The sequence below is a fragment of the Qipengyuania pacifica genome, from assembly GCF_019857205.1.
Classification (GTDB): domain Bacteria; phylum Pseudomonadota; class Alphaproteobacteria; order Sphingomonadales; family Sphingomonadaceae; genus Qipengyuania; species Qipengyuania pacifica.
In genome coordinates, this window is the sequence record NZ_JAHWXO010000001.1 from 88,217 (window position 1) to 110,690 (window position 22,474).

A 22,474-nucleotide genomic window follows, 5' to 3' on the forward strand; every position below is an offset into this window, starting at 1 on the left:
ATCCCGCGCCTGCTGCGGCGGGCGGATATCGGAATTTTCAAAAGGATTATTCGTTATGACCTTCGAACTTCTTGCTGCTGCGGGTGAAGCAGCGCCGCAGAACTCCTTTGGCTTCATGGAAGCCATGGAACAGGGCGGCATCATTGCCTGGTCGATCCTCGCCGTTCTGGTGATCATGTCGGTCGGCTCGTTCTACATTCTCTTCACCAAGCTGCTCGAACAGCGCAAGGTGATGAGCCAGTACAAGGCCGTGCGCACCAACTTCTGGAAGGCCAACAGCCTTCGTGACGGCGCTACCAAGCTCGACAAGAACAGCGCATGGCGCCAGCTCGTCGACGATGCGATCCTCGCAGAAGATCAGCACGCCAAGATGACCGACAAGCTCGAAGCCCACGACTGGATGCACGGCTCGCTCGCGCGTTCGGAAGACACCATCAACTCCAAGCTTGCTGGTGGCCTGCCGTTCCTCGCAACGGTCGGTGCAACCGCACCGTTCGTCGGACTGCTCGGTACGGTTATCGGTATCTACCGCGCCCTGATCAACATCGGCATCGCCGGTTCGGCTTCGATCGACAAGGTCGCAGGCCCGGTTGGTGAAGCACTGATCATGACCGCCATCGGTCTTCTGGTCGCGGTTCCGGCCGTGTTCGCCTACAACTGGCTCCAGGGTCGTAACAAGCGCATCGCTGAAATGCTCGGCGCCTTCACGACCGACCTGCTCGCCTACATCAACTCGAACGGCACGGTGAAGCCGGCTGCCATGACCGCTACGTCGACGCAGCAGGCCGCCAAGGCTGCTCGTACGGCACCGGCAGGCGCGACCACCACGACCACGACTACGGTCAAGAAGTAATCGATCGGAACCCGGGGGCGGCTTCGGCCGTCCCCGACACCCTCGCATCGAACCCAAGAATTTCGAACGTTAGGAACTGAACCATGGCGATTTCGACAGGAGGTGGCGGCAATGCGCCCATGTCGGACATCAACACCACGCCACTCGTGGACGTGATGCTGGTGCTTCTGATCATCTTCCTCATCGCGGTTCCGGTCGCGATCCAGACCATCGAGAAGCTGGAAATTCCGGTTTTCGAATCGGTCGAATCTCAGGACAAGGTCGAAAACCTTCTCCTGACCGTCAGCACCAGTGACGATAACGGTGTTAGCGCCGGCGAACCCGGCTTCCAGGGCGCATCGCGCAATGGCGAATGCCGGGTATATTTCAACAACACCACCGCGGTGACGTCGGAAGAACTGTACGATCGGGCCTTTGAACGCCTCGACAACATCGTGCAGCGCGCCGGCGGTCCCGAAGTCATCATGAACGACCCGGAAAAGATTCCGCAGGTCCATATTCGTGGTGACGTCAATGCTCCGTGGTCGTGCGTTGCAGGTGCCATCTACAACGTCCAGGCGGCGGGTTATCCCACCGTCGGCTTCATCTCGAACCCGGTCGACCCCAACGGTTGATCGTGCGTTTCGCCAAGCAGATTAGGGAGTAATCCACTATGGCAATGTCAGGCGGTAGCGATGATGGCGCCCCGATGATGGAAATGAACATGACGCCGTTGATCGACGTCCTGCTCGTTCTCCTCATCATGTTCATCATCACCATCCCGGTCGCAACCCACTCGGTTGACATCGACCTTCCGGCACCCAGCCAAACCCCGCCCGACGTCACTGTCGAGCCGGACAAGAACAAGCTGGTGCTGACGGCAACCGACGAAATCCTGTGGAACGGCAATTCCATCGATCAGGGCCAGCTGCGTACGCTGCTCGATCAGTCGACACAGATGGCTGTCGAACCGGAACTGCAGTTCGAACCCGAACCCCTCGCCAGCTACGACCTTTCCGCAAAGGTCCTGCAGCTGATCAAGGTGAGCGGCGTGACCAAGTTCGGCTTCGTCGGCAACGAACGTTACAGGACATTCGGCAAGGCCGGTTGATCCTGCGGAACGTCGATAGAATACTCGGAAAGGGGCGGAGCGATCCGCCCCTTTCTTTTTACGATAGCCGGAACATTGGCTGGCATTCGGCCAATGCCGTTCAGTCGGCAGGCAAATCCACCTCGTCCACCCGCATGGCTGCACCGGCAAGGCTTTCCGCCTCCAGTAGCAGCTCGTCGTCGACCGAACCCTGCGGCGTCGCCTCGCGGCCGATCATGACCATGACCGGCACTGCAAGCGGGCTCACCCGGTCGAGCTCGACATGCACCAGCTGTTCGGCGGAACGGTCCAGAAGATCACCCAGTCGCCCGACATCTGTCAGCCGGGTTCGCGCATCCGCCCACGCCGCTTCGAGAAGAACGTGGTCCGGCTCGTATTTGCGTAGGACGTCGTAGATCAGGTCGGTCGAGAAGGTGACCTGCTTGCCGGTCTTGCGCTTTCCCGGATGCTGGCGCTCCACCAGCCCGCCGATAACGGCAACCTCACGAAACGCGCGGCGCAGCAGGTGCGAATTCTGCACCCATTCGATGAATTCATCCTGCAGGATGTCGGGCGACAGCAAGGGGGCCGGATCCTTCACCGGTTTCAAGCCCCATACGGCGAGCGAATAATCGTTTGCGACGAACCCGCCCGGCATCAGGCCCCGGTCTTCCATTCGCCGCGTGATCAGCATTCCCAGGCTCTGGTTCGCGTTCCAGCCTTCGAAAGTGTAATAGACGCTGTAATGGCGCTTCGCGTGTGGGAAGCTTTCCACTAGCAACTGCCCCGGTCCGGGCATCTGCGAGCGCCAATCCTGCACTTCCAGCCATTCGCGTACGTCGTCGGGAAAGCGCGCCCAGCCGGCGCGATCGACAAGCATCGTGCGTACCCGGTCGGCAAGGTGCGTCGTCAGCGGCAGCCGCGCGCCGCCGTAGCTGGGGATCATGGCGCTGGCCTTGGCTGCCTTCACGACGACTTCCATGTCCTGCACCTTGATCACCTCGAGGCTCATCCCCGCAAATGCGAAGGTATCGCCGGGACTTAGCGAGGCGGCAAAGCGCTCCTCGACCTTGCCAAGGGACCGTCCTCCGCGCCCTCGCCCCGCGCTAATGCGTACATCGAGCATTTCCGCATCGATAATGATCCCGGCGTTCATGCGGTGGCGCTGTGCCTGCTCGGGATGGCTCAGGCGCCAGACGCCGTCTGCGTCGCGCACGATGCGTTTGAACTTGTCGTAGGCCTTCAGGGCATATCCGCCGGTTTCCACGAAAGAGAGGACACGCTCCCAGATCTCTTCGTCCAGCCAGGCATAGGACAGGCTCGAGCGGACTTCCGCCAGCAGCTCGGCTTCCTGGAACGGTGCTGCGCAGGCGCAGGCCATCACGTGCTGGGCCAGCACGTCGAGCCCGCCGGGCCTGAATTCCTCGCCGTCGCGCTTGCCCTCGTCGACCGCCTCCTTCGCGGCCGTTGCCTCGAGGAATTCGAACCGGTTGCCCGGCACGAGCAAGGCGCGACTGGGCTGATCGAGCCTGTGGTTGGCCCGCCCGATGCGTTGCAGCAGGCGCGACGATCCCTTCGGGGCCCCCATCTGCACCACCAGATCGATATCGCCCCAGTCGACCCCCAGATCGAGGCTGGCGGTCGCCACCAATGCGCGCAGCTCGCCGCGCGCCATCGCTCCCTCCACCTTTCGCCGCGCTTCCTTGCTCAGCGAACCGTGATGAATGCCGATCGGTAGGTTTTCCTCATTCACATCCCACAAATTCTGGAAGATGTACTCGGCGAGGAACCGCGTGTTGGTAAAGATCAGCGTTGTTCTGTTGGCCCTGATCTGCTCGTATAGCTGCGGTATGGCCCACGTCGCCGCATGCCCGCCCCAGGGCACGCGCTCCTCGTCCGGCAGCAGGATTTCGACCTCCGCCCGTGCCCCGGCCTCGCCCTCGACCAACCGAACAGTGTCGATATCCCCCCACGGCGCCAGCCATTCGCGAAACCCTTCCGGATTGGCCAGCGTTGCCGACAGCGCCGCTCGCCGCATGCCCGGCGCAATCGCCTGTAGCCGCGCCAGCGCCAAGGCGAGCAGATCGCCCCGCTTGCCAGTCGCGAACGCATGTACTTCATCAATCACCACCCGCTTCAACCCGCGGAACAGTTCGACGCTGTCGGGATAGGAAAGCAGCAGAGACAGGCTTTCCGGTGTCGTCAGCAGGACATGCGGTGGCCGCGTCCGCTGGCGCTTCTTGCGGTCGGAAGGCGTATCTCCGCTACGGGTTTCGACCCGGATCGGCAGGTCGAGCTCTTCGATCGGCGTCAGAAGATTGCGCTGCACGTCATGTGCCAATGCCTTGAGCGGAGACACATAAAGGGTGTGCAGACCCTCGGGCGGCTTACCACCATCAAGGCGCGAGGGCGTGAAATCGGCCAGCGTCGGGAGAAAGCCCGCCAACGTCTTCCCGGCCCCTGTGTCGGCCACCAACAAGGCGTGCCGGTCCGCATCGCTGGCGCCCAGCATATCAATCTGATGGCGCCTGACACGCCAGCCGCGTCCGGCAAACCAACCTTCCAGTTCTGGTGGCACAACGGACTGCATCAGGACAGAAGCGATGGAGCCGTGGTATCGGTTCCGCCCCCGCGCGTTTGCCGCGTGTCCACTCTACATTTCTGGGTCGAGGGCCGTTTCATCTATAGGCTTCGGCGGCTTTACGATTTCGCCCAAGCTATCCGCATCCACATCCAGAAGTTCAGCCAGCCGGCTCCGTTCGGCGGAGGTAAGATCCGCATACGCACGTTCGGCGGGGAGCGAACCCATCGCTTCTTTCATCGACGATTCCATGTCTCCGAACCCGCTCATCATGGAAGGCAATGCCTGCATGCTGGTCTGCATCACCTGTGGATCGGAGAACAACGCCATCGATTCTTTCGCATAAACGCCGCCGGTAGGTGTGGCGAAAAATGCAGAAATGTCGTTCAACTGATTCTCGTCGAACCGCACGGCATAGGCTTTGGAAAGGCCGTCCCGCATCGGACCTTCCATCGCCGAGAACATGCCACCCATCTTGCCGGTCAGGACGTCCAAGATGACATCGACGCGCTGATCATACGCAGGGTCGAGCATGGACAGTATCTCGACCTGCTCGGCTTCGCCAAGCTGCGCGATCGCCTCCTGTTCAACCTCGAGCCGCGAACCCAGGATGAATTCCGGTGTCGCGAACATGGAGACCATCGGACGCACCATCTTGTCCATTATGTCGCCCATCATCTTGCCATAGAAGCCTTCGGGCATCATTTGGCCAACGACTGCCTCGGCCATGGGCAGCCGCGATTGCTGCTCTGAAGTTAGGGGCTCGGTTTGAAAGAGGCCGGCCATCAGACCCGCGAATTCTTCCATCCTCTCAGGCGTCGAACTTGCGGACTCATCGCTGTCCACATCTTGCGCAAACAGCGGGTTCGCAGCAGCAAGTGCTGCGATCGCTATCGTTGTCCTGATCAATTTTCGCATCACTTCCCTCCCTGATGTTACCGCTGGATCAATGGCCGGCCTGTGGCCCCCGCTGAAGACCGGACGCTTCAAGCTGCGCATCGATCTGTGCAACAAGTCGGTCCAAGCCTTCTTGGCTCTCGCTTTCGGCGCGAGCGACAAGGACATCCTGCGTGTTCGAAGCCCGTAGCAGCCACCAGCCATCGTCGGTCGTTACCCGCACACCATCGGTTGTGTCGGCAACCGCATCGCTCGCAGCGATCCTACCGGCGATCTCTTCGATCGCAGCGAACTTGCGGCTCTCATCGACCTGAAACCGCATTTCAGGTGTGTTGACCATGGGCGGCATCGCTCCGCGCAACTGGGTAACCGATCGGCCAAGCCGCGCTGCCGCGGTCATCAGTCGGACACCCGCATAGAGTGCATCGTCATACCCATAATACTCGTCCGCGAAGAAGACATGCCCGCTCATTTCGCCTGCGAGCGGCGAACCTGTTTCCTTCATCTTGGATTTTATCAGCGAATGGCCGGTCTTCCACATCACGGGATTGCCGCCATGCGTTGCCACGTGATCGAACAGCGCTCGGCTGGCCTTCACATCGGCAATGATCGTCGCGCCCTTCGTCCGTGCCAGCAGGTCTTCCGCGTAGATCATGAGCAACTGATCGCCCCAGATTACGCGCCCTTCGCCGTCGATTGCACCGATGCGATCTCCATCCCCGTCGAACGCCACACCAAAATCGAGCGACTTGTCGGCGACAAGCTTTCGCAGGTCCTCGAGATTTTCCTCTACCGTCGGGTCGGGGTGGTGATTGGGGAAATTCCCATCGACCTCGGTAAACAAGAGGTGATGTTCGCCCGGAAGCCGCGCCGTCAGTTTTTCAAGAGCGGGGCCGGCAGCGCCATTGCCTGCGTCCCACCCGACCTTGAGACTGTCCAGCACACCTGGTTCAACGCCGTTGAGTGCCTCGATCATACGTTCGATATACGCGTCGATTACGTCGCGACTTTCAACTTCGCCCGATCCGTCGGCCCATTCGCCTTCTGCGCCGCGGCGGCCCAGCTCCTGGATATCTGCGCCGAAGAACGGCCGACCCTGGAACACCATTTTGAAACCGTTGTAATTTGCCGGGTTGTGGCTGCCGGTGATCTGGATGCCGCCATCGACATCATCGGCGGAAGCTTCCGCATAATATAGCATCGGTGTCGGCCCCATGCCGATCCGGACGACGTCCATGCCCGATGCGGTCAGTCCCTCGATCAAAGCGTGTTCGAGCAAAGGCGAACTGACCCGACCATCATATCCGACGGCAACCTTGCTCCCACCGGCCTCAGCAAGCATGGTTGCAAACCCGCGGCCGATTGCCCGCGCATCGTCCGGGCCCAAGGTCTCCCCGATAATGCCGCGAATGTCATACTCGCGCAGAACGGTGGGATCGAAAGCATGGCTCATTCTGGACGCTCCGGTTTTTCGTGATTTGTGTCACTTAGCAATAAGTCGCGGGCAGCGTTGAGTTCCTGCATTGCCGCGTTCGAACCGCCTCTGTCGGGATGTATCATGGCAGTTCTGCGACGATGCGCCTCGCGTATTTCGCGGCGATCGGCCCCCACACCTACGCCCAGGAGCGAACGCGCTTTTTCTATACCGATCTGATTGGCTGGCTTTGCCTGGAGGTATTCCCATGGCCATTTTCCGAATATCCAGCGACATGCAACCGAAAGCAGCACCAAAAGCGCTATGAGCCGGATCACTGCGTGCCGCCTTCGGAATTTTCGTTGCCGCTACCCGGTAAACGCAGACTCGCGACAAGGCCGCGTAGCTCTTGCCGTGCAACAAGGTGGCTGGTGCCAAGATCGCCCAGTTGTCCCTTGTCCAGCAAGGTCAATCCAGAGGGGAAGAGCTCACGATAGACGACGCGTTCTGACAGTCCCTTGGCCACGCGAAAACCAACACGTTTCGCCATTTCGCCCAGGGCCTGCTCGATCCGGGCCATATTGCGCGCTTCGGTATAACCCGTGCGGTTGCGGACAACGACCCAGTCCATTTGCGCGCGCTGCTGTTCGATCGAGGTCCTGCTGCGCTTCAGCCGCGCTTCCCAGATCAGTTCGGCATAGAAGGACAGCTTCTTTACCTTGAAACTCTCCCCTTCGACCTGACCTATGAGATCGAAATCGACGAAACTGTCGTTCATTGGGGTGACGAGCGTGTCGGCAGTGGTCGCGGAATGCCGAGCGAGCGGGTCGTCACGCCCCGGCGTATCGATGACGATAAAGTCCGCACCGGCCGCCTGCTTTTCGATCAAGGCTTCCATGGCGCCTTCGTCCATATCTTCGACGACATGACAGCGAGCTGTCGGCAGAGTGATCGAACGACGCCGCATCGTTTCTGCGCGGTTTTCGAGATAGCGATGCATCGTCCGCTGTCGATGATCGAGATCGAAAGTGACGACATTGGCACCCTGGAACGCGAGGGCGACGGCGACATGCACTGCTGTCGTCGATTTGCCCGTTCCGCCCTTTTCATTGGCGAAGACAATGCGGTGAGGTTGCGAAACCATCAGGAAAAAGCTGGAAAAATCATGCTGCGCAATTCCCTATCCGCCCCTTCACGCGGCGGCAACGCGCCTAGTGCCCGGAAGGCGTTTTTTTCCAGAATGACGCATCCCTACTAGCGCGATGCCGATCATTTGATAATCTTCGCCGATCCGGGTCGCGTGCGACGGGCGAGACACGACAGCAAGTCGGCAGCCGTGAACTGTTTTCACAATGGGGGACCCCGGATTATGAAAAAGGCATTTCTCGCGGCACTAGCCGTACTGTCGATGACCGGCCTCGTGTGCCAGCCCGTTCTGGCACAAGGCAAATCGTCCGGTCGGAAGGCACAGGATCGTGCGACGACGGAAATTCCACGGTGCACCCGAAATCTCGGTACGATTGCGGTCGTCGAGCCGGACGACAAATGGTGGCGTGAACTCAATCTCGGCAGCCCAGAACAGATCATCCGCGTCTTCGTTCAGCGTTCGGGTTGTTTCACCATGGTCAGCCGAGGTCGTGCGATGCAGAGCCGTGCGATGGAACGGGCATTGCAGGAACAGGGGGAGCTTCAGGACGGACAGAATGTCGGGCTGGGCCAGGTGGTGACTGCCGATTACTTCCTGCAACCCGATATTGTCAGTGCGAATAGCAATTCCGGCGGTGGGGGCGGCGCCTTGGGCGGTGTCGTCGGAGGCCTGTTCGGCCGCGCTGCAGGGGCACACGCGGGCGGCATTCGGGTGAAAAAAGGCGAAGCGAACGTCGTGCTGTCGCTCGTCAATGCGCGCACTACTGTCGAAGAGGCGCTGGTCGAAGGGTATTTCCAGAAAAAGGATCTTGGCTGGGCCGCTGGGGGCGGCCTGTTCGGCGGGGGAGGAGGGGCTGCCGGGGGTTTCGGCGGCTACGAAAATACCGCTATCGGCCAGATCATCGTGCTCGCCTATCTCAACGCTTATACCGATATGGTAACCCAATTGGGCGGCCTGCCGCTCGATGCGGCGGCGGCAGCACCCGAGGCGCGCTGAGAAGCACCGGCTTGCAAGTTATGGGGCGGGACGGCACAGGACGCCCGCCCTTTATCGTAACCGGGAGCAGGCTCCTTGCAAACCGTCACCCAATTATCCGAACTGCGTCGTGAAACTGATGCCTTTCAGGCCACCGGTACACTCGCACTGGTGCCGACGATGGGGGCACTGCACGAAGGCCATCTGACGCTGGTACGAGAGGCTAGCCGGGCGGCCGACCACGTCGCAGTATCGATATTCGTAAACCCTCGACAATTCGGCGCGAACGAAGACCTGGACGCCTACCCGCGACAGCTTGCGCGAGATGCCGCTTTGCTGGAGGCAGAGGGGGTTTCCTTGCTCTGGGCCCCTCCCCCGGGAGAAGTTTACCCCGAAGGTTATGCGACCAACGTATCGGTTTCAGGTGTTAGCGTAGGCCTCTGTGGGGCCAATCGCCCCGGCCATTTCGATGGTGTCGCGACGGTTGTCTGCAAGCTGTTCAATCAGGTCCGACCCGACATGGCTTTCTTCGGTGAGAAAGACTGGCAGCAGCTGGCCGTAATACGCCGGATGGCGAGAGACCTGGACCTTACCCGGCCCCATGTCGACGCGATCCACGGCGTCGCAATCGTGCGAGAAGACGATGGGCTCGCGATGAGCAGTCGCAACGCCTATCTCTCGGTCGAGAATCGCGCGATCGCCGCAACTCTGTCACGAGAGCTGCGCTTGGCAATCGAGCGCATCGGTGCAGGTGATGCGACCGGGTCTGTTCTCGCAGCCTTTCGTAACCGGCTGCTCGATGCAGGGTTCGATTCCATCGATTACGCCGAAATTCGCGATGGCCGCGACCTTGCCCCTGCGAGTGAGCCTGGTCCTGGCGACCGATTTTTCGTAGCTGCACGAATCGGCGGGACGCGGCTGATCGACAATATGCCGGTTGCATAGCGCCAGCTTGTCCAGCCCTACCTACTTTGCGAAGCGGCCTTCGAAGATCATCTGCTAGTGAGAGAAGTTGGAGCGGGTAAGGGGAATCGAACCCCTCTAGCCAGCTTGGAAGGCTGGAGCATTACCACTATGCTATACCCGCTCGGGTCAGGCGCCATTGCCACCGAAGCCGCGCCTGCGTCAACACGCTATTGCGTTTCTTCGCTTGCTTCGCCGTCCTCATCTTCTGTTTCCGTCGCCAAGCTTTCGGCCAAGGTAGGTTTTTCGACCTCCGCCGGCTGTTCTGCGGTGTACACCTCTATCTCGACGCGGCGATTTGCCAGCCTGCCCTCTTCATTGGGCGAACCGTCGGGAAGCGCGTTGGGCGCTGCCGGATTCTGTTCACCGAAGGCGATGACGGAAATACGGCTCGCTTCCACACCGTTTTCGACAAGCCAGTCTCGAACGGCTTCGGCGCGGGCACGAGAGGCTCGCATGTTCGCATCGTCGCTACCGCCACTGTCGCTGTGTCCACGAAGAACGATCGCCCCTCCGCCGGTCACCTGCGGCGAGGCAAGTACGGTCGCCAGCTCAGCCCGGGCTTCCTGAGAAAGTTCGGCGCCATCCGGAAAGATGATCCGGGTTTCCAAGGATTCCGGTGGGCTGAGGCTATCGATCGGCTCGACCTGAAATTCTGGACGGAAGATCGATCGTTTACCTTCAGCGGGTTCTTCCGGGGTGGTTGGCGGTTGTTCGCTGTTGCACGCCGCCAAGAGTAACGTCGAAACAACGATTGCGACGTGGTGTCCATGCCGGTTCATCAATTCATGTTCCTTGCTCGGCGGTCTTGCTGCGCTTTCGCTCGCGTTTCGCGGCCGCGTCCTGTGCGGTACGTTCTTGTGGTGGAGCGAAACTGACTATGACATCGCCAGCCCGCGGTTCGGGTCTTGCCGCATGGGTGAAGAAGCGGATCGTCCCATTCTCTCGCAGCAGCAATAGCATTGCTGCCGCATCCGGCAAACGCTCGCGAGCTGCTTCGAAATCGAATTCGTCCGAGAGCTTGGTCTTGCGGAAGACCCATCCGCGCGAGAGGCGTTCGTTGACGTCTTCGACGCCGAACCCGCTTTCGAAGAGCGCGCGGCCACGAATGCTGCTGGGAAGCGAATGCCGATCATCTTCATCCACAGCGTCACCGAGCTGGAAGACGGTGTCTCTGCCGATTTCATATGCAAACTCGTTGCAAACCAAGGCGTTATAGGCCTCGTTCTCCGTCGCGGCGACCAGGACGGCGTAGGGGGTAAGATCCAGATTATGCTCGGTCGCTTCGTTGAGGATTTCGCCGTGATAGAACGGGAGGCCATTCTGCCGGGCTAGTGCGAGACGTTGCCAGCTCGCATCGACGACCATGACCGGCGCCTTGAGTTCTTTCATCATCATCGCCAGCGATATGGTCCACGGCGTGCTGCCGACTATGATGATGCCCGGCCGATTGCTGCCCTTCAGGTTGAGCAGCTTGGCGACCAGATCGATCGTGAAACCATGGGCGACGATCGTTACAACGACCACGGCAAAGCTGAGACCGATCAGGGCAGTCCCGTCATAGCCGATTTCTTCCAAGCGAAGTGCGAACAGGCCGGAGATTGCGACGAGCACGATCCCGCGAGGGGCAATCCACGCAAGAAAAAGCCGCTCGTTCCATGGAACCGAACTCCCCAGCAGGCTGAGCAGTATCGTGGCCGGGCGGACCACGAACAGCAGCGCGAGCAGGAAGAGGCCGAAATTCCAGTTGAGATATGCGAGTTCCTCGAATTTCAGGCTCGACGACAAGAGAATGAAGATACCAGAGATCAGGAGAACGGCCACGTTCTGTTTGAACGGATGGATGCTCCGCAGGGACGTCACGTTCATGTTTGCCAGCGCCACACCCATGACGGTGACGGCAACAAGGCCTGCCTCATGCTCGATCTGATTGGACAGGACGAAGACCACGATTACCGCCGTCAGCAACACCGGAACCTTGAGGAATTCCGGGACGGTACCGCGCGGGAAGGCCCATGCGATCGCTGCCGCAGCTACATAACCGATTACGCCGGCAAGGATTGCTGCGAAGATCAGCGGCGGGACGACTTCGAACAGGCCCGAACCCGGCGACGCGGTGACTGCGCGAAAATATTCATAGGCGACAACCGCGAACAGGGCGCCGATCGGATCGTTGACGATAGCTTCCCATTTGAGGATCGCTGCTGGTCGCGATTTCACCGATGATTGCCGCAACAAGGGCATGACGACGGTCGGGCCGGTGACCACAAGAATACCCGCAAACAGGATCGCAACGGGCCATTCGAGCCCACCGATCGAATGTGCGGCGAAGGCCCCAAAGACCCAGGCGATCGGACCGCCCAGGATAACAAGGCGCCAGACAGCTTCGCCTGCGTGCCGCAGTTCGCGGAGGTCGAGGCTTAGGCCGCCTTCGAAGAGGATAAGCGCAACGCCGATCGCCACCATTGGATCGAGCAATTCGCCAAAAGCATGTTCGGGATCGAAGAGCCCGAATACCGGACCGGCCAGAAATCCAGCGGCCAGCATGAGGACGATTGCTGGCCACCCGGTACGCCAGGCAAGCCATTGGGCACCTATGCCCAACATGCCCACCATCGCGATGACTAATGACTGTTCCATGCCCCCCTCTGGCTGCGCGACTATATCGCTAGTCCGGGCGCCCACACGGCGCCAGCCTTACCAATGCCCGACCCCAGCATTATTTCCATCGCTATGCGCGATTCATGCGCCGGCGAAATTCATCAGTGCGCTTACGTCGACCGAGCGTTCGGCGAGCTTTGCCCGACCACCAAGTTCGGGCAGATCAATAACGAATGCGGCGCGAGTGACCAACCCGCCCGCATTTCGCAACAATTCCGTCGCCGCTGCAGCGGTGCCGCCTGTTGCAAGAAGATCGTCGACGATCGCTACCGCTTGGCCCTGTGCAATGGACTGCGGGTCCATTTCCAAACGGTCGACTCCATATTCGAGTTCGTAATCTACGCCTATAACGCGGCAAGGCAACTTTCCGGGCTTGCGTATCGGAATGAACGGTAATTCCAGCCGCGCGGCGACGGCCGCACCAAAGATGAAACCGCGCGCCTCCATGCCGGCGATTGCCTCAGCACCCGAACTTTCCCTGGCAAGCCATTCTATGGTCGCGGCAAAGCCAGGCCCATGACCGATGAGGGTGGTAATGTCGCGGAACTGGATTCCTGCCTTGGGAAAGTCCGGGATTGTCCGGACAAGGGCTTTGAGCTCGGCAGGCGTCATGGCGTCGACCCTCTAAACAAAGAAGCCCCTTGCATCCTAAAGATGCAAGGGGCGCATATCATCTTGAGATCAGAGATAATCTAGGCGGCTTTGCGCTTGGTCGCTGCCCAGATCTGCTTCTTGGAGAAGTACGCAAGCACAGTCGCGAAAAGCAGGAAGATCAATACCGGCCAACCTGTCTGCTTGCGCTTCACCAGAGTGGGTTCGGCTGTCCATGTCAGGAATGCGGCTACGTCGGTGGCCATCTGCTCGATGGTGGCTTCGGTGCCATCATCGAAGGTCACCTGACCGGCAGTCGTCAGCGGAGGAGCCATCGCAAGGTTGAGGTTCGGGAAATAGGGGTTGTGATGCAGGCCCGGAGCCGGCGCGGCTTCGGGATGTTCTGCCAACAGTTCCGCGGACGGTTCCTGATAGCCCATCAGCAGCGAGGCGACATAATTCGTGCCATCATGGCGCGCCTTGGTCATCAGCGAGAGATCAGGCGGAATGGCATTGTTGTTGGCTGCAGCCGCTGCGACATTGTTGGGATAAGGCGACGGGAAGTAGTCCGTAGGCAGGCCAGGACGCGTGGTCGCTTCGCCGGTGTTCGGGTCGATACCGGGCACCTGCTTGGATGCCGCGAAAGCCTTCACCTGACCTTCGTCATAGCCGATCTGTTCGAGATCGCGGAACGCGACGAACTTGAGGCTGTGACAGGCCGAGCAGACTTCGTTGTAGACCTTGAAGCCACGCTGAAGCTGCTGAACGTCCCATTTTCCGAAAGGCCCATCGAACGAATAGGCGATATCCCGCGGCTCTTCATAAGGAAGGTGAGCGGGTGCCTCTTCCGTAATCGCGGCGTAGGCGCCGACCACGAAGGAATACAACGCTACGACCGCGAAGCCGAGGCCGACGAGAATTGCGACAAGGCGGATGCTGAGAAGCTTGGTCATTTCTTTTCTCGTACTCGCTTAGGCAGCCGTCTTGGCGTTTTTGCCGAGCACTGCCTTGTCGTCCGAGCCGAGCACGGCTTCGGTTATCGAATAGGGCAGCGGTTCCGGCTTCTCGATCTGGCTGACGATCGGAATGATCACCAGGAAGTGCAGGAAGTAGTAAGCCGTGGCGATCTGGCTCAACATCACGAAGGGTTCTTCGGCCGGCGCACCGCCGCAATAGAACAGCACGGCCATGGCAGGGATGAGACCGAACCAGAAGAACTTGCGGAACATCGGACGGTAATGGCCGCTGCGCACAGGCGACTTGTCGAGCCAGGGGAGGAAGAACCAGATCAGGATCGAACCGAACATCGCGATCACGCCCATCAGCTTGGCCGGAATGAACAGGAAGTCGACCGTGAAGGCGCGAAGGATCGCGTAGAAGGGCCAGAAGTACCATTCGGGCACGATGTGCGCCGGCGTCGAAAGCGGGTTCGCTTCGATGTAGTTATCCGGGTGACCCAGCGTGTTCGGCAGGAAGAATACCAGCGCGAAGTAGAGGATCAGCGCCACACCCAGACCGAAGCCGTCCTTCGCCGTGTAATACGGGTGGAAGGGCAGCGTGTCGCTTTCCTGCTTCACTTCCACGCCCGTCGGGTTCGACGATCCCGGAATGTGGAGCGCCCAGATGTGCAGGATAACAACCCCTGCGATTACGAAGGGCAGCAGGAAGTGGAGGCTGAAGAAACGATTGAGCGCCGCATTGTCCGGAGCGAAGCCGCCCAGCAACCAGACCTGAATCGGCTCGCCCACCAGTGGGATTGCGCCAAACAGGCCGGTGATTACCTTGGCGCCCCAGAAGCTCATCTGACCCCAGGGAAGCACGTAGCCCATGAAGGCGGTGGCCATCATCAGCAGGAAGATGACGACGCCCAGCAGCCAGATCATTTCACGCGGGGCCTTGTACGAGGAGTAGAAGAAGCCGCGGAAGATGTGCAGGTAGACGACGATGAAGAAGAAGCTGGCGCCGTTGGCGTGCGCATAGCGCATCATCCAGCCCCAGTTTACGTCGCGCATGATATGTTCGGTCGTGGCAAATGCCACCTGGGCGTTGGCAGCATAATGCATCGCCAGCACCACGCCGGTCACGATCTGAAGCACCAGGAAGAAGCCGGCCAGAACGCCGAAATTCCAGAAATAGCTCAGATTGCGGGGAACAGGATAGCCTGCACCGACAGCGTTATAGACGAGGCGCGGCAGCGGCAGCTTCTCGTCGAAGAACCTCATGACCGGATTGGTCGGGGTATATTCCTTGGCCCAGGGAAAGCTCATCGTATCGTCTCTTCTCTCTACGCTCAGCCGACCTGAATGACGGTGTCCGAGGTGAACTCGTATTCCGGCACTTCGAGATTTGCCGGCGCGGGACCCTTACGGATACGGCCAGCCGTATCGTAATGCGACCCGTGACAGGGGCAGAAATAGCCGCCGTATTCGCCTTTGACTTCGCCTTCGGCGGCACCGAGGGGAACACAGCCGAGGTGAGTACAGACGCCCATGGTCACGAGCATGTCTTCGTGACCTTCCTTCGTCCGTTCCTCGAGAGTCTGCGGATCCCGCAAGCTGCTGGTATCGACGGCGTTGGCCGCCTGGATTTCAGCACCCGTCAGGCGACGCACGAACAGCGGCTGCTTGCGAAACACTGCCTTGATGGCCTGTCCCGGCTCGATCGCCGAGACATCGACTTCCGTCGAACTGGCGGCAAGGACGTCTTTCGACGGCGCCATCTGGCTGATCAACGGATATACGACGGCAAGACCGCCGATACCCGCAGCACTGACTGCAGCGATGTCGAGAAAGTCACGGCGGCGGATACCGTCATCGGTAACGACTGCCGTTTCGGAAGTTGCGGTTGCAGCGGTGTCTGCCATCAGCGCTTTGCCTTGCCTGCCTTGGTATTGCGCCGTGGCCCGGACGGGTTAGGCGCAGAGTGCGAATCCATGGCCGGACCTATCCGAAAGCCGGTACGCCCGAATATACGGTACGTGCGCGGAAGCCCCCAGTGTGCCCGGTTTGGACGCGCCTCTAGCCGCTATGCGGCAGGTTGCCAACCGCCATTTTGGCAAGCTTTGTACGTCAAGGTGCAATCGCGGCAGGGATCACACGGGTAGTGCGATGACACTGAGCTGCCTGCCCCCGGTTTCCTCGCCCCGATGCGTTGCGCGCCTGAACGAGAAGAAGCGATGGGGCTGCGCATAAGTGTCTTCGCGCAGATCCTCGATATCGCGGACGCCTGTATCGCTGAGGCACTGGTACACATAGGCCGGTAGATCGAACTGGTAATGGCCGGGACGCCCGGTTGCGAAGAATCGCGCATCGCGATTGTCGAACTGTTCGCGAAATCCCTGATCGACTTCGTAGCTGCCCTGCGCGACCGTGGGGCCGATTGCCGCCTTTATATCGGGTGCATGTGCACCCAGCGACACCATCGCCGCCACCGTGTGCTCCAGCACGCCGCCCACTGCTCCGCGCCAGCCAGCATGCGCTGCACCGACAACGCCGGCTTTGGCATCGCCCAGCAAGACCGGAGCACAATCGGCGGTGACAATGCCCAATGCGATACCCCGCCTGGCGGTGACGAGCGCATCGGCTTGCGGCGGTTCGGGCCATGGCTCATCGACGATCACGACCGTCGCCGAATGTATCTGGCGCGGACACATCAATTTCGCGCCGCGGATTATGTCGTCGGCTTCCAGACCAGCCGACGTCGAGAAGCCATGGGGAATGCCATCAAGCAGGTCGGCCTTCAGAAAACCACTCACCACGCGATCATCCCAACGAACGCGTGACCTGTTCGAACGTGTCGCGCGAGAGTTTTGGCGCAGCAGCAACTCTTTCGAGTGCGTCGCGCATCAACTTGGCGCGCCCTTCTTCGATGCGGCGCCAGCGCCCCAGGGAAGGGATAAAACGGGCTGCCGTCTGCGCATTGATCGGATCGAGTTCCAGAACGAGGTCGGCGATCATGTCATAGCCCTCGCCATCCGCCGCGTGAAATGCGGAAGGATTTGCCGCGAAGGCCATATAGAGCGAGCGCACTCTGTTCGGGTTCTTCAGCGTGAAGTCCGGGTGACCGCGCAGCGCTTTCACATGGTCGATCGCGTGCGGATGAAGCGAACTGGCCTGCAATGCGAACCATTTGTCGATGACCAGCGCGTTGCCTGCGTAGCGATTGTAGAAATCTTGCAGCTTGTCGGTGCGTTCCGGACTGTCCAAGCCGGCAAGGACCATCAAAGCGCCCTGACGATCGGTCATATTATCCGAATTGTCGTACTGATAGGCAGCGAGTTCGGCTGCCTTTGCGGGATCGCTGGCAGCGGCATAGCTTAGCACCAGCGTCTTGACCTTGCGCGCTCCCTTGGCGTGTGCATCCAGCGAGAACTGCAGGCCCTCGACCCGATCGTAAAGAGCGTGAAACTGTGACGCCAGCCGATCGCCGAGATCGGCCTTCAGCGCCTCCCGCTCGGCATGAATTCGGCCAGGATCGGCAACCAGCATCTGCTCTGCGATATAGGCCTGGCTTGGCATCGACATCAGTTCGCCGCGCATGAGATCTTCGAGGCGATCGTCTTCAATCACCGATTTCATTGCCTGCGCTATGTCGCCGCGCGCCGCCTTGCAGCCACTGCCATCAAGATCACCCGTCACTGCGCCGACGAGATAGCCGGTCATGAGTTCCTGCATTGCTTCGTACCGGGCGAACGGATCATCGTCCTGCGCAGCAAGAAACACGAGATCATCCCGCGATACGTCGCGCTCGATCGAAATGGGGGCTGAAAATGTCCGATTGATCGAAAGCACCGGCTTTTGCGCAAAGCCGTCGAATGTGAACGTTGCGCTTTCCTGGTCGAGAACGATCAGTTCTTCGCCCGCGTTCTCACCCGACTGACGGTCGAACAGCGCGACCTTCAGGGGAATCGGCATCGGTTTCTTGTCGGGCTGACCGGGAGTGGCAGGAATGGTTTGCGAAAGCTTCAGCGTCGCGCTGTTGCCCGCATGCTCAAGCGCCACCCTTACCTTCGGCGTGCCCGCCTGCGAATACCAGCGGCGGAACTGGGTCAGGTCCATGCCGGTGCCATCTTCGATGGATTTGACGAAATCCTCGCATGTCGCGGCTTCGCCATCGTGGCGATCGAAATAGAGGTCGGTCCCGCGGCGGAACCGCTCTTCGCCAGCCATGGTCCGCATCATGCGAATGACTTCGGCGCCCTTGTTGTAGATGGTCGCCGTGTAGAAGTTGCTTATCTCGCGATAGGAATCGGGCCGGATCGGATGCGCGAGGGGACCGGAATCCTCGGGGAACTGTACGCCGCGCAATACGCGGACATCCTCGATGCGTTTGACCGGCGCACTGCCCATATCCTGGCTGAACAACTGGTCGCGTAGCACGGTGAAGCCTTCCTTGAGGCTCAGCTGGAACCAGTCGCGGCAGGTGATTCGGTTTCCCGACCAGTTGTGGAAGTACTCGTGGCCGATCACACCCTCGATCCCGTCGTAATCGCCGTCGGTGGCGGTGTCGGGATCGGCGAGGACATACTTCGTGTTGAAGATATTGAGCCCTTTGTTCTCCATCGCCCCCATGTTGAAGTCCGAAACCGCGACGATATTGAACAGATCGAGGTCGTATTCGCGCCCGAACGTCTCCTCGTCCCATATCATGGATCGCTTAAGGCTCTCCATCGCATGCTCGGTCCGATCGAGATCTCCGTCGCGGACCCAGACGTTCAGTTCCACCTTGCGGCCGCTGGCAGTTGTGAAACTGTCTGTCCGAGCGACGAGGTCGCCGGCCACCAGGGCGAAGAGATAGGAAGGCTTGGGCCAGGGATCGTGCCATTCCGCCCAGTGCGTGCCACCTTCTTCGCCAGCATCGGTGCGGTTGCCGTTGCACAGCAGTACAGGAAACTGCGCTTTCGGCCCGCTCATTCGCACCGTGTAGGTGCTGAGCACATCCGGGCGATCCGGGAAGAATGTGATGCGGCGAAAGCCTTCCGCCTCGCATTGGGTGCAAAGCATGCCATTGGAAGCGTACAGCCCCATCAGTTGCGAATTGTCGGACGGGTCCAGTTCGGTGACGATTTCGAGTGTATGCCGCTCGCCTTCCAGCGTGACGACCAAATCGTCGCCGTCCATCATATGCCCTGCGCAATCGCCTCCGTCGCAAGTGATCGACACGAGTTCGAGACTATCGCCGTTCAGGCGAATTGTCGGAGAAGCGTCGGCATCCGGATTGCGTTCGACATCGAGCCTGGTGACCACGCGCGTTTTATCGAGGCCCAGATCGAACTCCATCCTGATCGTCGGGATCAACCACGCAAAAGGCGTGTAATCTGAGCGCTGTATTTCGGGCGGCGCCTTGGGTTCAAACGCTGCATCGGCCATTTCGGGGTTGCCGTCGGGCGAAGCGGGAGTGCGCGCAATATCCATGAATGTCCTGTCGTTTTTCCGGGCGAAAATGCTCTGTCACCCAATGCAACGCCCGTCGAGGCCTTGCGTTCAATCGGAAGGTCGCAGGTTCTGTCCGATTGACAGCAACGACCTGCTCCCGCACCGAACGCGTCCGATGCTGAACTTGATTGCCACCTTCCTTCGCGCTTTCGAAGGCCCTTTATGCGGCCAACCCGGCAGCGAATGAGCAGGCTGCTTATCTTCGGTCTTGGTTATACGGCATCCCGCATCGCCAGCTTGGTGCAAGCGCGTAGCTGGCACGTCGACGCGACGGGGAGCGCAGGCAATGTCAGTTTCGATGATTCGCACGCAGTGACTGCAGCCCTCGCTCGGGCAACCCACATCCTGAGTTCCGTTCCGCCGTCCGCGGATAGCGATCCGGTGCTTGAAGCCTATGGCCATGCCTTGCATGGACAGTCGCTCTTCTACCTCTCGTCCACCGGCGTCTACGGCGATGCCGGCGGCGCTTGGGTCGACGAAGCTTCTCCAACCGGAACTGGGCGGCGAACTGCCCGGGCACATTGCGATGCGCGGTGGCTTGAGATGGAGGCGCGGGTGTTTCGACTGCCTGGCATCTATGGCCCCGGGCGCAGCGCACTCGACCGGGTGGCAGAGGGCAAAGGACACCGCATCGACCTGCCGGGCCAAGTCTTCAGCCGGGTCCACGTGGACGATATCGTTTCAGGGGTGGTGGCTGCTTTCGAAAGCGAGGCCCCGCCGGGAGCCTATAATCTCGCGGACGATCTGCCGACCAGCCAGAACGCAGTGATCGAAGAGGCTGCGCGGCTTCTGGACGTGCTGCCTCCGCCGTTACAGACGATGGAGGAGGCCGACCTTTCGGCGATGGCGCGCGGTTTCTACGCCGAAAATCGCCGTGTGGCCAACGGCAAGGCGAAGCGGTTGCTCGGCTGGACGCCGCGCTATCCGACGTATCGCGAAGGTCTGGCCGCGATCAGGGCTCAGGCGTAGCACGGCGCGGCGGCGGGCTTGCCCGTCCACGCATGGCGATCACCATTCCCGATAGCGTAATGACGGCCCCGGCTGCCGGCAGCGGTCCCCACACGAACCCCTCGAACAGGGTCGAAAGGACCATGGCCACTACCGGTACGATTACCGAACTGTAGGCCGCCTGACCGGCCCCGATTTTGCGAACCAGGCCGTAATACAGCGGGAAAGTCACCACCGAACCGGCAAGCCCGAGATACAGGATACCGAGCGAGTATGAGGTGCGTGTATCGAATTGCGGCGGCCCCGACGTTGTCCATGCAAACACGCTGTTGATCACCACGCCAATGGCCATCGACCACGCCAGCAGGGCGAGAAAGGGCTGCTTCTTCGCGCCCTCCATTGCCTGCGTGATATTGGCAGCGCTGGCCGAAAGAATCCCGCAAACCGTCAGCCCGGCACCGAGCAGCACTTCGCTCAAGGTCGCAGGCGACGACTGCCATTCATGGGCGAAAAGCAGCGCGACACCAATTGCCGCGATCGCCGAGCCGACAACGAACGGCCCGGTGATCTGCTGGCCCAGAAAAATGCGCCCGAAGATCGCGTTGGGAACGACCAGCAGGGCGAACATGACTGCCACGAGACCCGAGGTGATATAGCTTTCGGCATTGTAAACGAAGGCGAAATTGAGCGTGAACTGGAACAGGCCCAGCAGGCAGGCCCAGCGCATGCCACCCGGGGCGAGAGACAGTCTTTCCCGCCGGATTGCAGCTAGGGCGAACATGCCGAGGGCCGCCACGATGAAGCGATAGGAGATCGACCAGCTCGCCGGGACGCTGGCGATCTGGTCGCGTATCACCAGCCAGGTCCCACCCCAGATCACGCTGACAAGCAGAAATGCGGCGAAATTACGGGGCGTAAACAGGCTTTCGCCCTCTACAGGCGTACTCATAGCGCGGCGAGCGCCTTTGCCAGAGCAGACGCGTCTTCTTCAGGCGTATTCCATGCCGTAACGAAGCGGGCAGCATCGTCGCCCCAGTCGTAAAAGCCGAAACCCTTTTCGCGCAGCGCCTGGCGTTCGTCTGCAGTGCAGCGCACGAACATTTCGTTCGCTTCCACTGCATGCATCAATCGCTCTTCGCAACCAGCGGCGATTTCCTGAGCCGCAGCATTGGCATAGCGCGCATTGGTCAGCCAGACATCGCCGTCCAGCATGGCGTGAAGCTGCGCGGCAAGAAACCGGCCCTTGGATTGCAAGTGCCCGGCACGCTTGCGGCGGTAACGGGCCACATCGGCAAGAGCGGCGTCAAAGAACACAATTGCCTCGGCCCCGAGACCCCCGTTCTTGATGAATCCGAAGCTTAATGCATCGACATCGCCTGCTGCTTCAGCCGGAGTGGATTCCAGAAAGGCAACGGCATTGGCAAAACGGGCGCCATCCATATGGATTGCGAGTTTGCGCTCACGTGCCAGCGCCACGATGGCTGCAACCTCTTCGGGCCGATAGGTCCTGCCATATTCGCTGGCCTGAGTGATAGAGATGGCGTGCGGTTGAACCTGGTGCACATCGTCGCGGATCGGGTCGACGACAGCGCGGATCGCATCGGGCGTCAACTTGGCGCCATCGCCCTTCGCCAGCAGCAGCTTTGCGCCGTGAAGATAGAAGCCAGGCGCGCCCCCTTCGTCCATTTCGATATGGGCTTCTTCGTGGCAGATGATTCCCCCATGCGGCTGAACCATGGTTGCCAGGGCAAGACAGTTGGCTGCCGTCCCCGTAGCTACCCACAGAACCGCACATGGCTTGCCGAACAGGTCGGAAAATCTTTGGTCGAGAGCATTGCTCAGACCATCCCCGTCATAAGGCGAATCGGGTGCGTCCGCCGCCTTCAGGGCATCCCAGATGGCCGGGTGAACCGAGGCGGCATTATCGGATAGGAACTGCAT

Annotated in this window: 21 protein-coding genes and 1 tRNA gene; 6 read left to right on the top strand and 16 right to left on the bottom strand. The window is 60.3% G+C overall.

Translation table 11 applies throughout. The features are described 5' to 3' along the window. The first annotated feature begins 55 nt into the window (after positions 1 to 55). The 3 genes from KYK83_RS00500 (at position 56) to KYK83_RS00510 (ending at position 1,943) form a co-directional block, all read left to right on the top strand. A complete protein-coding gene (locus KYK83_RS00500) occupies positions 56 to 853 on the top strand; it encodes a MotA/TolQ/ExbB proton channel family protein (RefSeq protein WP_196847346.1) in 798 nt (265 codons plus the stop codon). A gap of 83 nt (positions 854 to 936) precedes the next feature. Next, entirely contained in the window at positions 937 to 1,467 is a 531-nt protein-coding gene (locus tag KYK83_RS00505; protein ID WP_173830083.1) for an ExbD/TolR family protein, read from the top strand. A gap of 38 nt (positions 1,468 to 1,505) precedes the next feature. Continuing rightward, on the top strand, positions 1,506 to 1,943 hold the full coding sequence (locus KYK83_RS00510) for an ExbD/TolR family protein (RefSeq protein ID WP_103024622.1): 438 nt from the start codon (positions 1,506 to 1,508) through the stop codon (positions 1,941 to 1,943). Between the two features lie 100 nt (positions 1,944 to 2,043). Here the strand turns inward: KYK83_RS00510 and KYK83_RS00515 are convergent, their stop codons facing one another. The 5 genes from KYK83_RS00515 to KYK83_RS00535 all read right to left on the bottom strand — a co-directional run bounded on the left by KYK83_RS00515 (position 2,044) and on the right by KYK83_RS00535 (position 7,958). Continuing rightward, complete coding sequence (locus KYK83_RS00515) at positions 2,044 to 4,512, bottom strand: ligase-associated DNA damage response DEXH box helicase (protein ID WP_222826828.1); 2,469 nt, start codon at positions 4,510 to 4,512, stop codon at positions 2,044 to 2,046. Between the two features lie 63 nt (positions 4,513 to 4,575). Then, positions 4,576 to 5,421 carry a DUF2059 domain-containing protein gene (locus KYK83_RS00520; RefSeq protein WP_222826829.1) on the bottom strand — a complete coding sequence of 282 codons (846 nt, stop codon included), beginning with the start codon at positions 5,419 to 5,421 and terminating at the stop codon, positions 4,576 to 4,578. Positions 5,422 to 5,449: 28 nt separating this feature from the next. Further along, positions 5,450 to 6,853: a phosphoglucomutase/phosphomannomutase PgmG gene (gene pgmG / locus KYK83_RS00525; protein ID WP_196847344.1), complete on the bottom strand. Its 1,404-nt coding sequence runs from the start codon at positions 6,851 to 6,853 to the stop codon at positions 5,450 to 5,452. Next, entirely contained in the window at positions 6,850 to 7,152 is a 303-nt protein-coding gene (locus KYK83_RS00530) for a J domain-containing protein (RefSeq protein ID WP_221596917.1), read from the bottom strand. The genes pgmG and KYK83_RS00530 overlap by 4 nt, the downstream gene beginning before the upstream one ends. Beyond that, positions 7,149 to 7,958 (bottom strand): division plane positioning ATPase MipZ, encoded by an 810-nt coding sequence (locus KYK83_RS00535; RefSeq protein WP_103024627.1) that lies wholly within the window; start codon positions 7,956 to 7,958, stop codon positions 7,149 to 7,151. Before KYK83_RS00535 ends, KYK83_RS00530 begins: the two co-directional genes overlap by 4 nt. A gap of 225 nt (positions 7,959 to 8,183) precedes the next feature. On the opposite strand from KYK83_RS00535, the gene KYK83_RS00540 reads away from it, so the two are divergent. Both KYK83_RS00540 and panC read left to right on the top strand, forming a co-directional pair. After that, positions 8,184 to 8,957: a CsgG/HfaB family protein gene (locus tag KYK83_RS00540; protein ID WP_222826830.1), complete on the top strand. Its 774-nt coding sequence runs from the start codon at positions 8,184 to 8,186 to the stop codon at positions 8,955 to 8,957. A gap of 75 nt (positions 8,958 to 9,032) precedes the next feature. Next, positions 9,033 to 9,881 (top strand): pantoate--beta-alanine ligase, encoded by an 849-nt coding sequence (gene panC, locus KYK83_RS00545; RefSeq protein ID WP_222826831.1) that lies wholly within the window; start codon positions 9,033 to 9,035, stop codon positions 9,879 to 9,881. A gap of 68 nt (positions 9,882 to 9,949) precedes the next feature. Here panC and KYK83_RS00550 read toward each other — a convergent pair. The 9 genes from KYK83_RS00550 to pepN form a co-directional block, all read right to left on the bottom strand. Further along, positions 9,950 to 10,023 (bottom strand) — tRNA-Gly (locus KYK83_RS00550). A gap of 46 nt (positions 10,024 to 10,069) precedes the next feature. Further along, complete coding sequence (locus KYK83_RS00555; RefSeq protein WP_222826832.1) at positions 10,070 to 10,681, bottom strand: OmpA family protein; 612 nt, start codon at positions 10,679 to 10,681, stop codon at positions 10,070 to 10,072. Between the two features lie 4 nt (positions 10,682 to 10,685). Next, entirely contained in the window at positions 10,686 to 12,539 is a 1,854-nt protein-coding gene (locus KYK83_RS00560) for a cation:proton antiporter (protein ID WP_222826833.1), read from the bottom strand. A 102-nt stretch (positions 12,540 to 12,641) separates the two neighbouring features. Further along, positions 12,642 to 13,172 (bottom strand): adenine phosphoribosyltransferase, encoded by a 531-nt coding sequence (locus KYK83_RS00565; protein WP_222826834.1) that lies wholly within the window; start codon positions 13,170 to 13,172, stop codon positions 12,642 to 12,644. 80 nt (positions 13,173 to 13,252) lie between these two features. Next, the gene (locus tag KYK83_RS00570; RefSeq protein WP_196847338.1) at positions 13,253 to 14,104 is read right to left on the bottom strand and encodes a cytochrome c1; all 852 of its coding nucleotides are present in this window, start codon (positions 14,102 to 14,104) and stop codon (positions 13,253 to 13,255) included. Between the two features lie 18 nt (positions 14,105 to 14,122). Next, positions 14,123 to 15,418 carry a cytochrome b gene (locus KYK83_RS00575; protein ID WP_103024649.1) on the bottom strand — a complete coding sequence of 432 codons (1,296 nt, stop codon included), beginning with the start codon at positions 15,416 to 15,418 and terminating at the stop codon, positions 14,123 to 14,125. A 23-nt stretch (positions 15,419 to 15,441) separates the two neighbouring features. After that, the gene (gene petA, locus KYK83_RS00580; protein ID WP_103024650.1) at positions 15,442 to 16,014 is read right to left on the bottom strand and encodes a ubiquinol-cytochrome c reductase iron-sulfur subunit; all 573 of its coding nucleotides are present in this window, start codon (positions 16,012 to 16,014) and stop codon (positions 15,442 to 15,444) included. 228 nt (positions 16,015 to 16,242) lie between these two features. Continuing rightward, entirely contained in the window at positions 16,243 to 16,905 is a 663-nt protein-coding gene (gene pgeF, locus KYK83_RS00585) for a peptidoglycan editing factor PgeF (RefSeq protein WP_222826835.1), read from the bottom strand. A 7-nt stretch (positions 16,906 to 16,912) separates the two neighbouring features. Then, positions 16,913 to 19,564, bottom strand: coding sequence for an aminopeptidase N (pepN, locus tag KYK83_RS00590; RefSeq protein ID WP_222826836.1), 2,652 nt, complete (start codon positions 19,562 to 19,564; stop codon positions 16,913 to 16,915). A 204-nt stretch (positions 19,565 to 19,768) separates the two neighbouring features. Between pepN and KYK83_RS00595 the strand changes: the two genes are divergently transcribed. Then, positions 19,769 to 20,554 carry a Rossmann-fold NAD(P)-binding domain-containing protein gene (locus tag KYK83_RS00595; RefSeq protein WP_222826837.1) on the top strand — a complete coding sequence of 262 codons (786 nt, stop codon included), beginning with the start codon at positions 19,769 to 19,771 and terminating at the stop codon, positions 20,552 to 20,554. Here KYK83_RS00595 and KYK83_RS00600 read toward each other — a convergent pair. Beyond that, positions 20,538 to 21,482 carry a DMT family transporter gene (locus tag KYK83_RS00600; protein ID WP_222826838.1) on the bottom strand — a complete coding sequence of 315 codons (945 nt, stop codon included), beginning with the start codon at positions 21,480 to 21,482 and terminating at the stop codon, positions 20,538 to 20,540. The genes KYK83_RS00595 and KYK83_RS00600 overlap by 17 nt on opposite strands. Next, positions 21,479 to 22,474, bottom strand: a complete 996-nt coding sequence (locus tag KYK83_RS00605; protein ID WP_222826839.1) for a threonine aldolase family protein — start codon at positions 22,472 to 22,474, stop codon at positions 21,479 to 21,481. Before KYK83_RS00605 ends, KYK83_RS00600 begins: the two co-directional genes overlap by 4 nt.

Coding starts and splice junctions, on each gene's coding strand:
- KYK83_RS00500 (WP_196847346.1), top strand. CDS start 56: ATGACCTTCGAACTTCTTGCTGCTGCGGGTGAAGCAGCGCCGCAGAAC.
- KYK83_RS00505 (WP_173830083.1), top strand. CDS start 937: ATGGCGATTTCGACAGGAGGTGGCGGCAATGCGCCCATGTCGGACATC.
- KYK83_RS00510 (WP_103024622.1), top strand. CDS start 1,506: ATGGCAATGTCAGGCGGTAGCGATGATGGCGCCCCGATGATGGAAATG.
- KYK83_RS00515 (WP_222826828.1), bottom strand. CDS start 4,512: ATGCAGTCCGTTGTGCCACCAGAACTGGAAGGTTGGTTTGCCGGACGC.
- KYK83_RS00520 (WP_222826829.1), bottom strand. CDS start 5,421: ATGCGAAAATTGATCAGGACAACGATAGCGATCGCAGCACTTGCTGCT.
- pgmG (WP_196847344.1), bottom strand. CDS start 6,853: ATGAGCCATGCTTTCGATCCCACCGTTCTGCGCGAGTATGACATTCGC.
- KYK83_RS00535 (WP_103024627.1), bottom strand. CDS start 7,958: ATGGTTTCGCAACCTCACCGCATTGTCTTCGCCAATGAAAAGGGCGGA.
- KYK83_RS00540 (WP_222826830.1), top strand. CDS start 8,184: ATGAAAAAGGCATTTCTCGCGGCACTAGCCGTACTGTCGATGACCGGC.
- KYK83_RS00555 (WP_222826832.1), bottom strand. CDS start 10,681: ATGAACCGGCATGGACACCACGTCGCAATCGTTGTTTCGACGTTACTC.
- KYK83_RS00560 (WP_222826833.1), bottom strand. CDS start 12,539: ATGGAACAGTCATTAGTCATCGCGATGGTGGGCATGTTGGGCATAGGT.
- KYK83_RS00565 (WP_222826834.1), bottom strand. CDS start 13,172: ATGACGCCTGCCGAGCTCAAAGCCCTTGTCCGGACAATCCCGGACTTT.
- KYK83_RS00570 (WP_196847338.1), bottom strand. CDS start 14,104: ATGACCAAGCTTCTCAGCATCCGCCTTGTCGCAATTCTCGTCGGCCTC.
- KYK83_RS00575 (WP_103024649.1), bottom strand. CDS start 15,418: ATGAGCTTTCCCTGGGCCAAGGAATATACCCCGACCAATCCGGTCATG.
- petA (WP_103024650.1), bottom strand. CDS start 16,014: ATGGCAGACACCGCTGCAACCGCAACTTCCGAAACGGCAGTCGTTACC.
- pepN (WP_222826836.1), bottom strand. CDS start 19,564: ATGGATATTGCGCGCACTCCCGCTTCGCCCGACGGCAACCCCGAAATG.
- KYK83_RS00595 (WP_222826837.1), top strand. CDS start 19,769: ATGAGCAGGCTGCTTATCTTCGGTCTTGGTTATACGGCATCCCGCATC.
- KYK83_RS00600 (WP_222826838.1), bottom strand. CDS start 21,482: ATGAGTACGCCTGTAGAGGGCGAAAGCCTGTTTACGCCCCGTAATTTC.
- KYK83_RS00605 (WP_222826839.1), bottom strand. CDS start 22,474: ATGCAGTTCCTATCCGATAATGCCGCCTCGGTTCACCCGGCCATCTGG.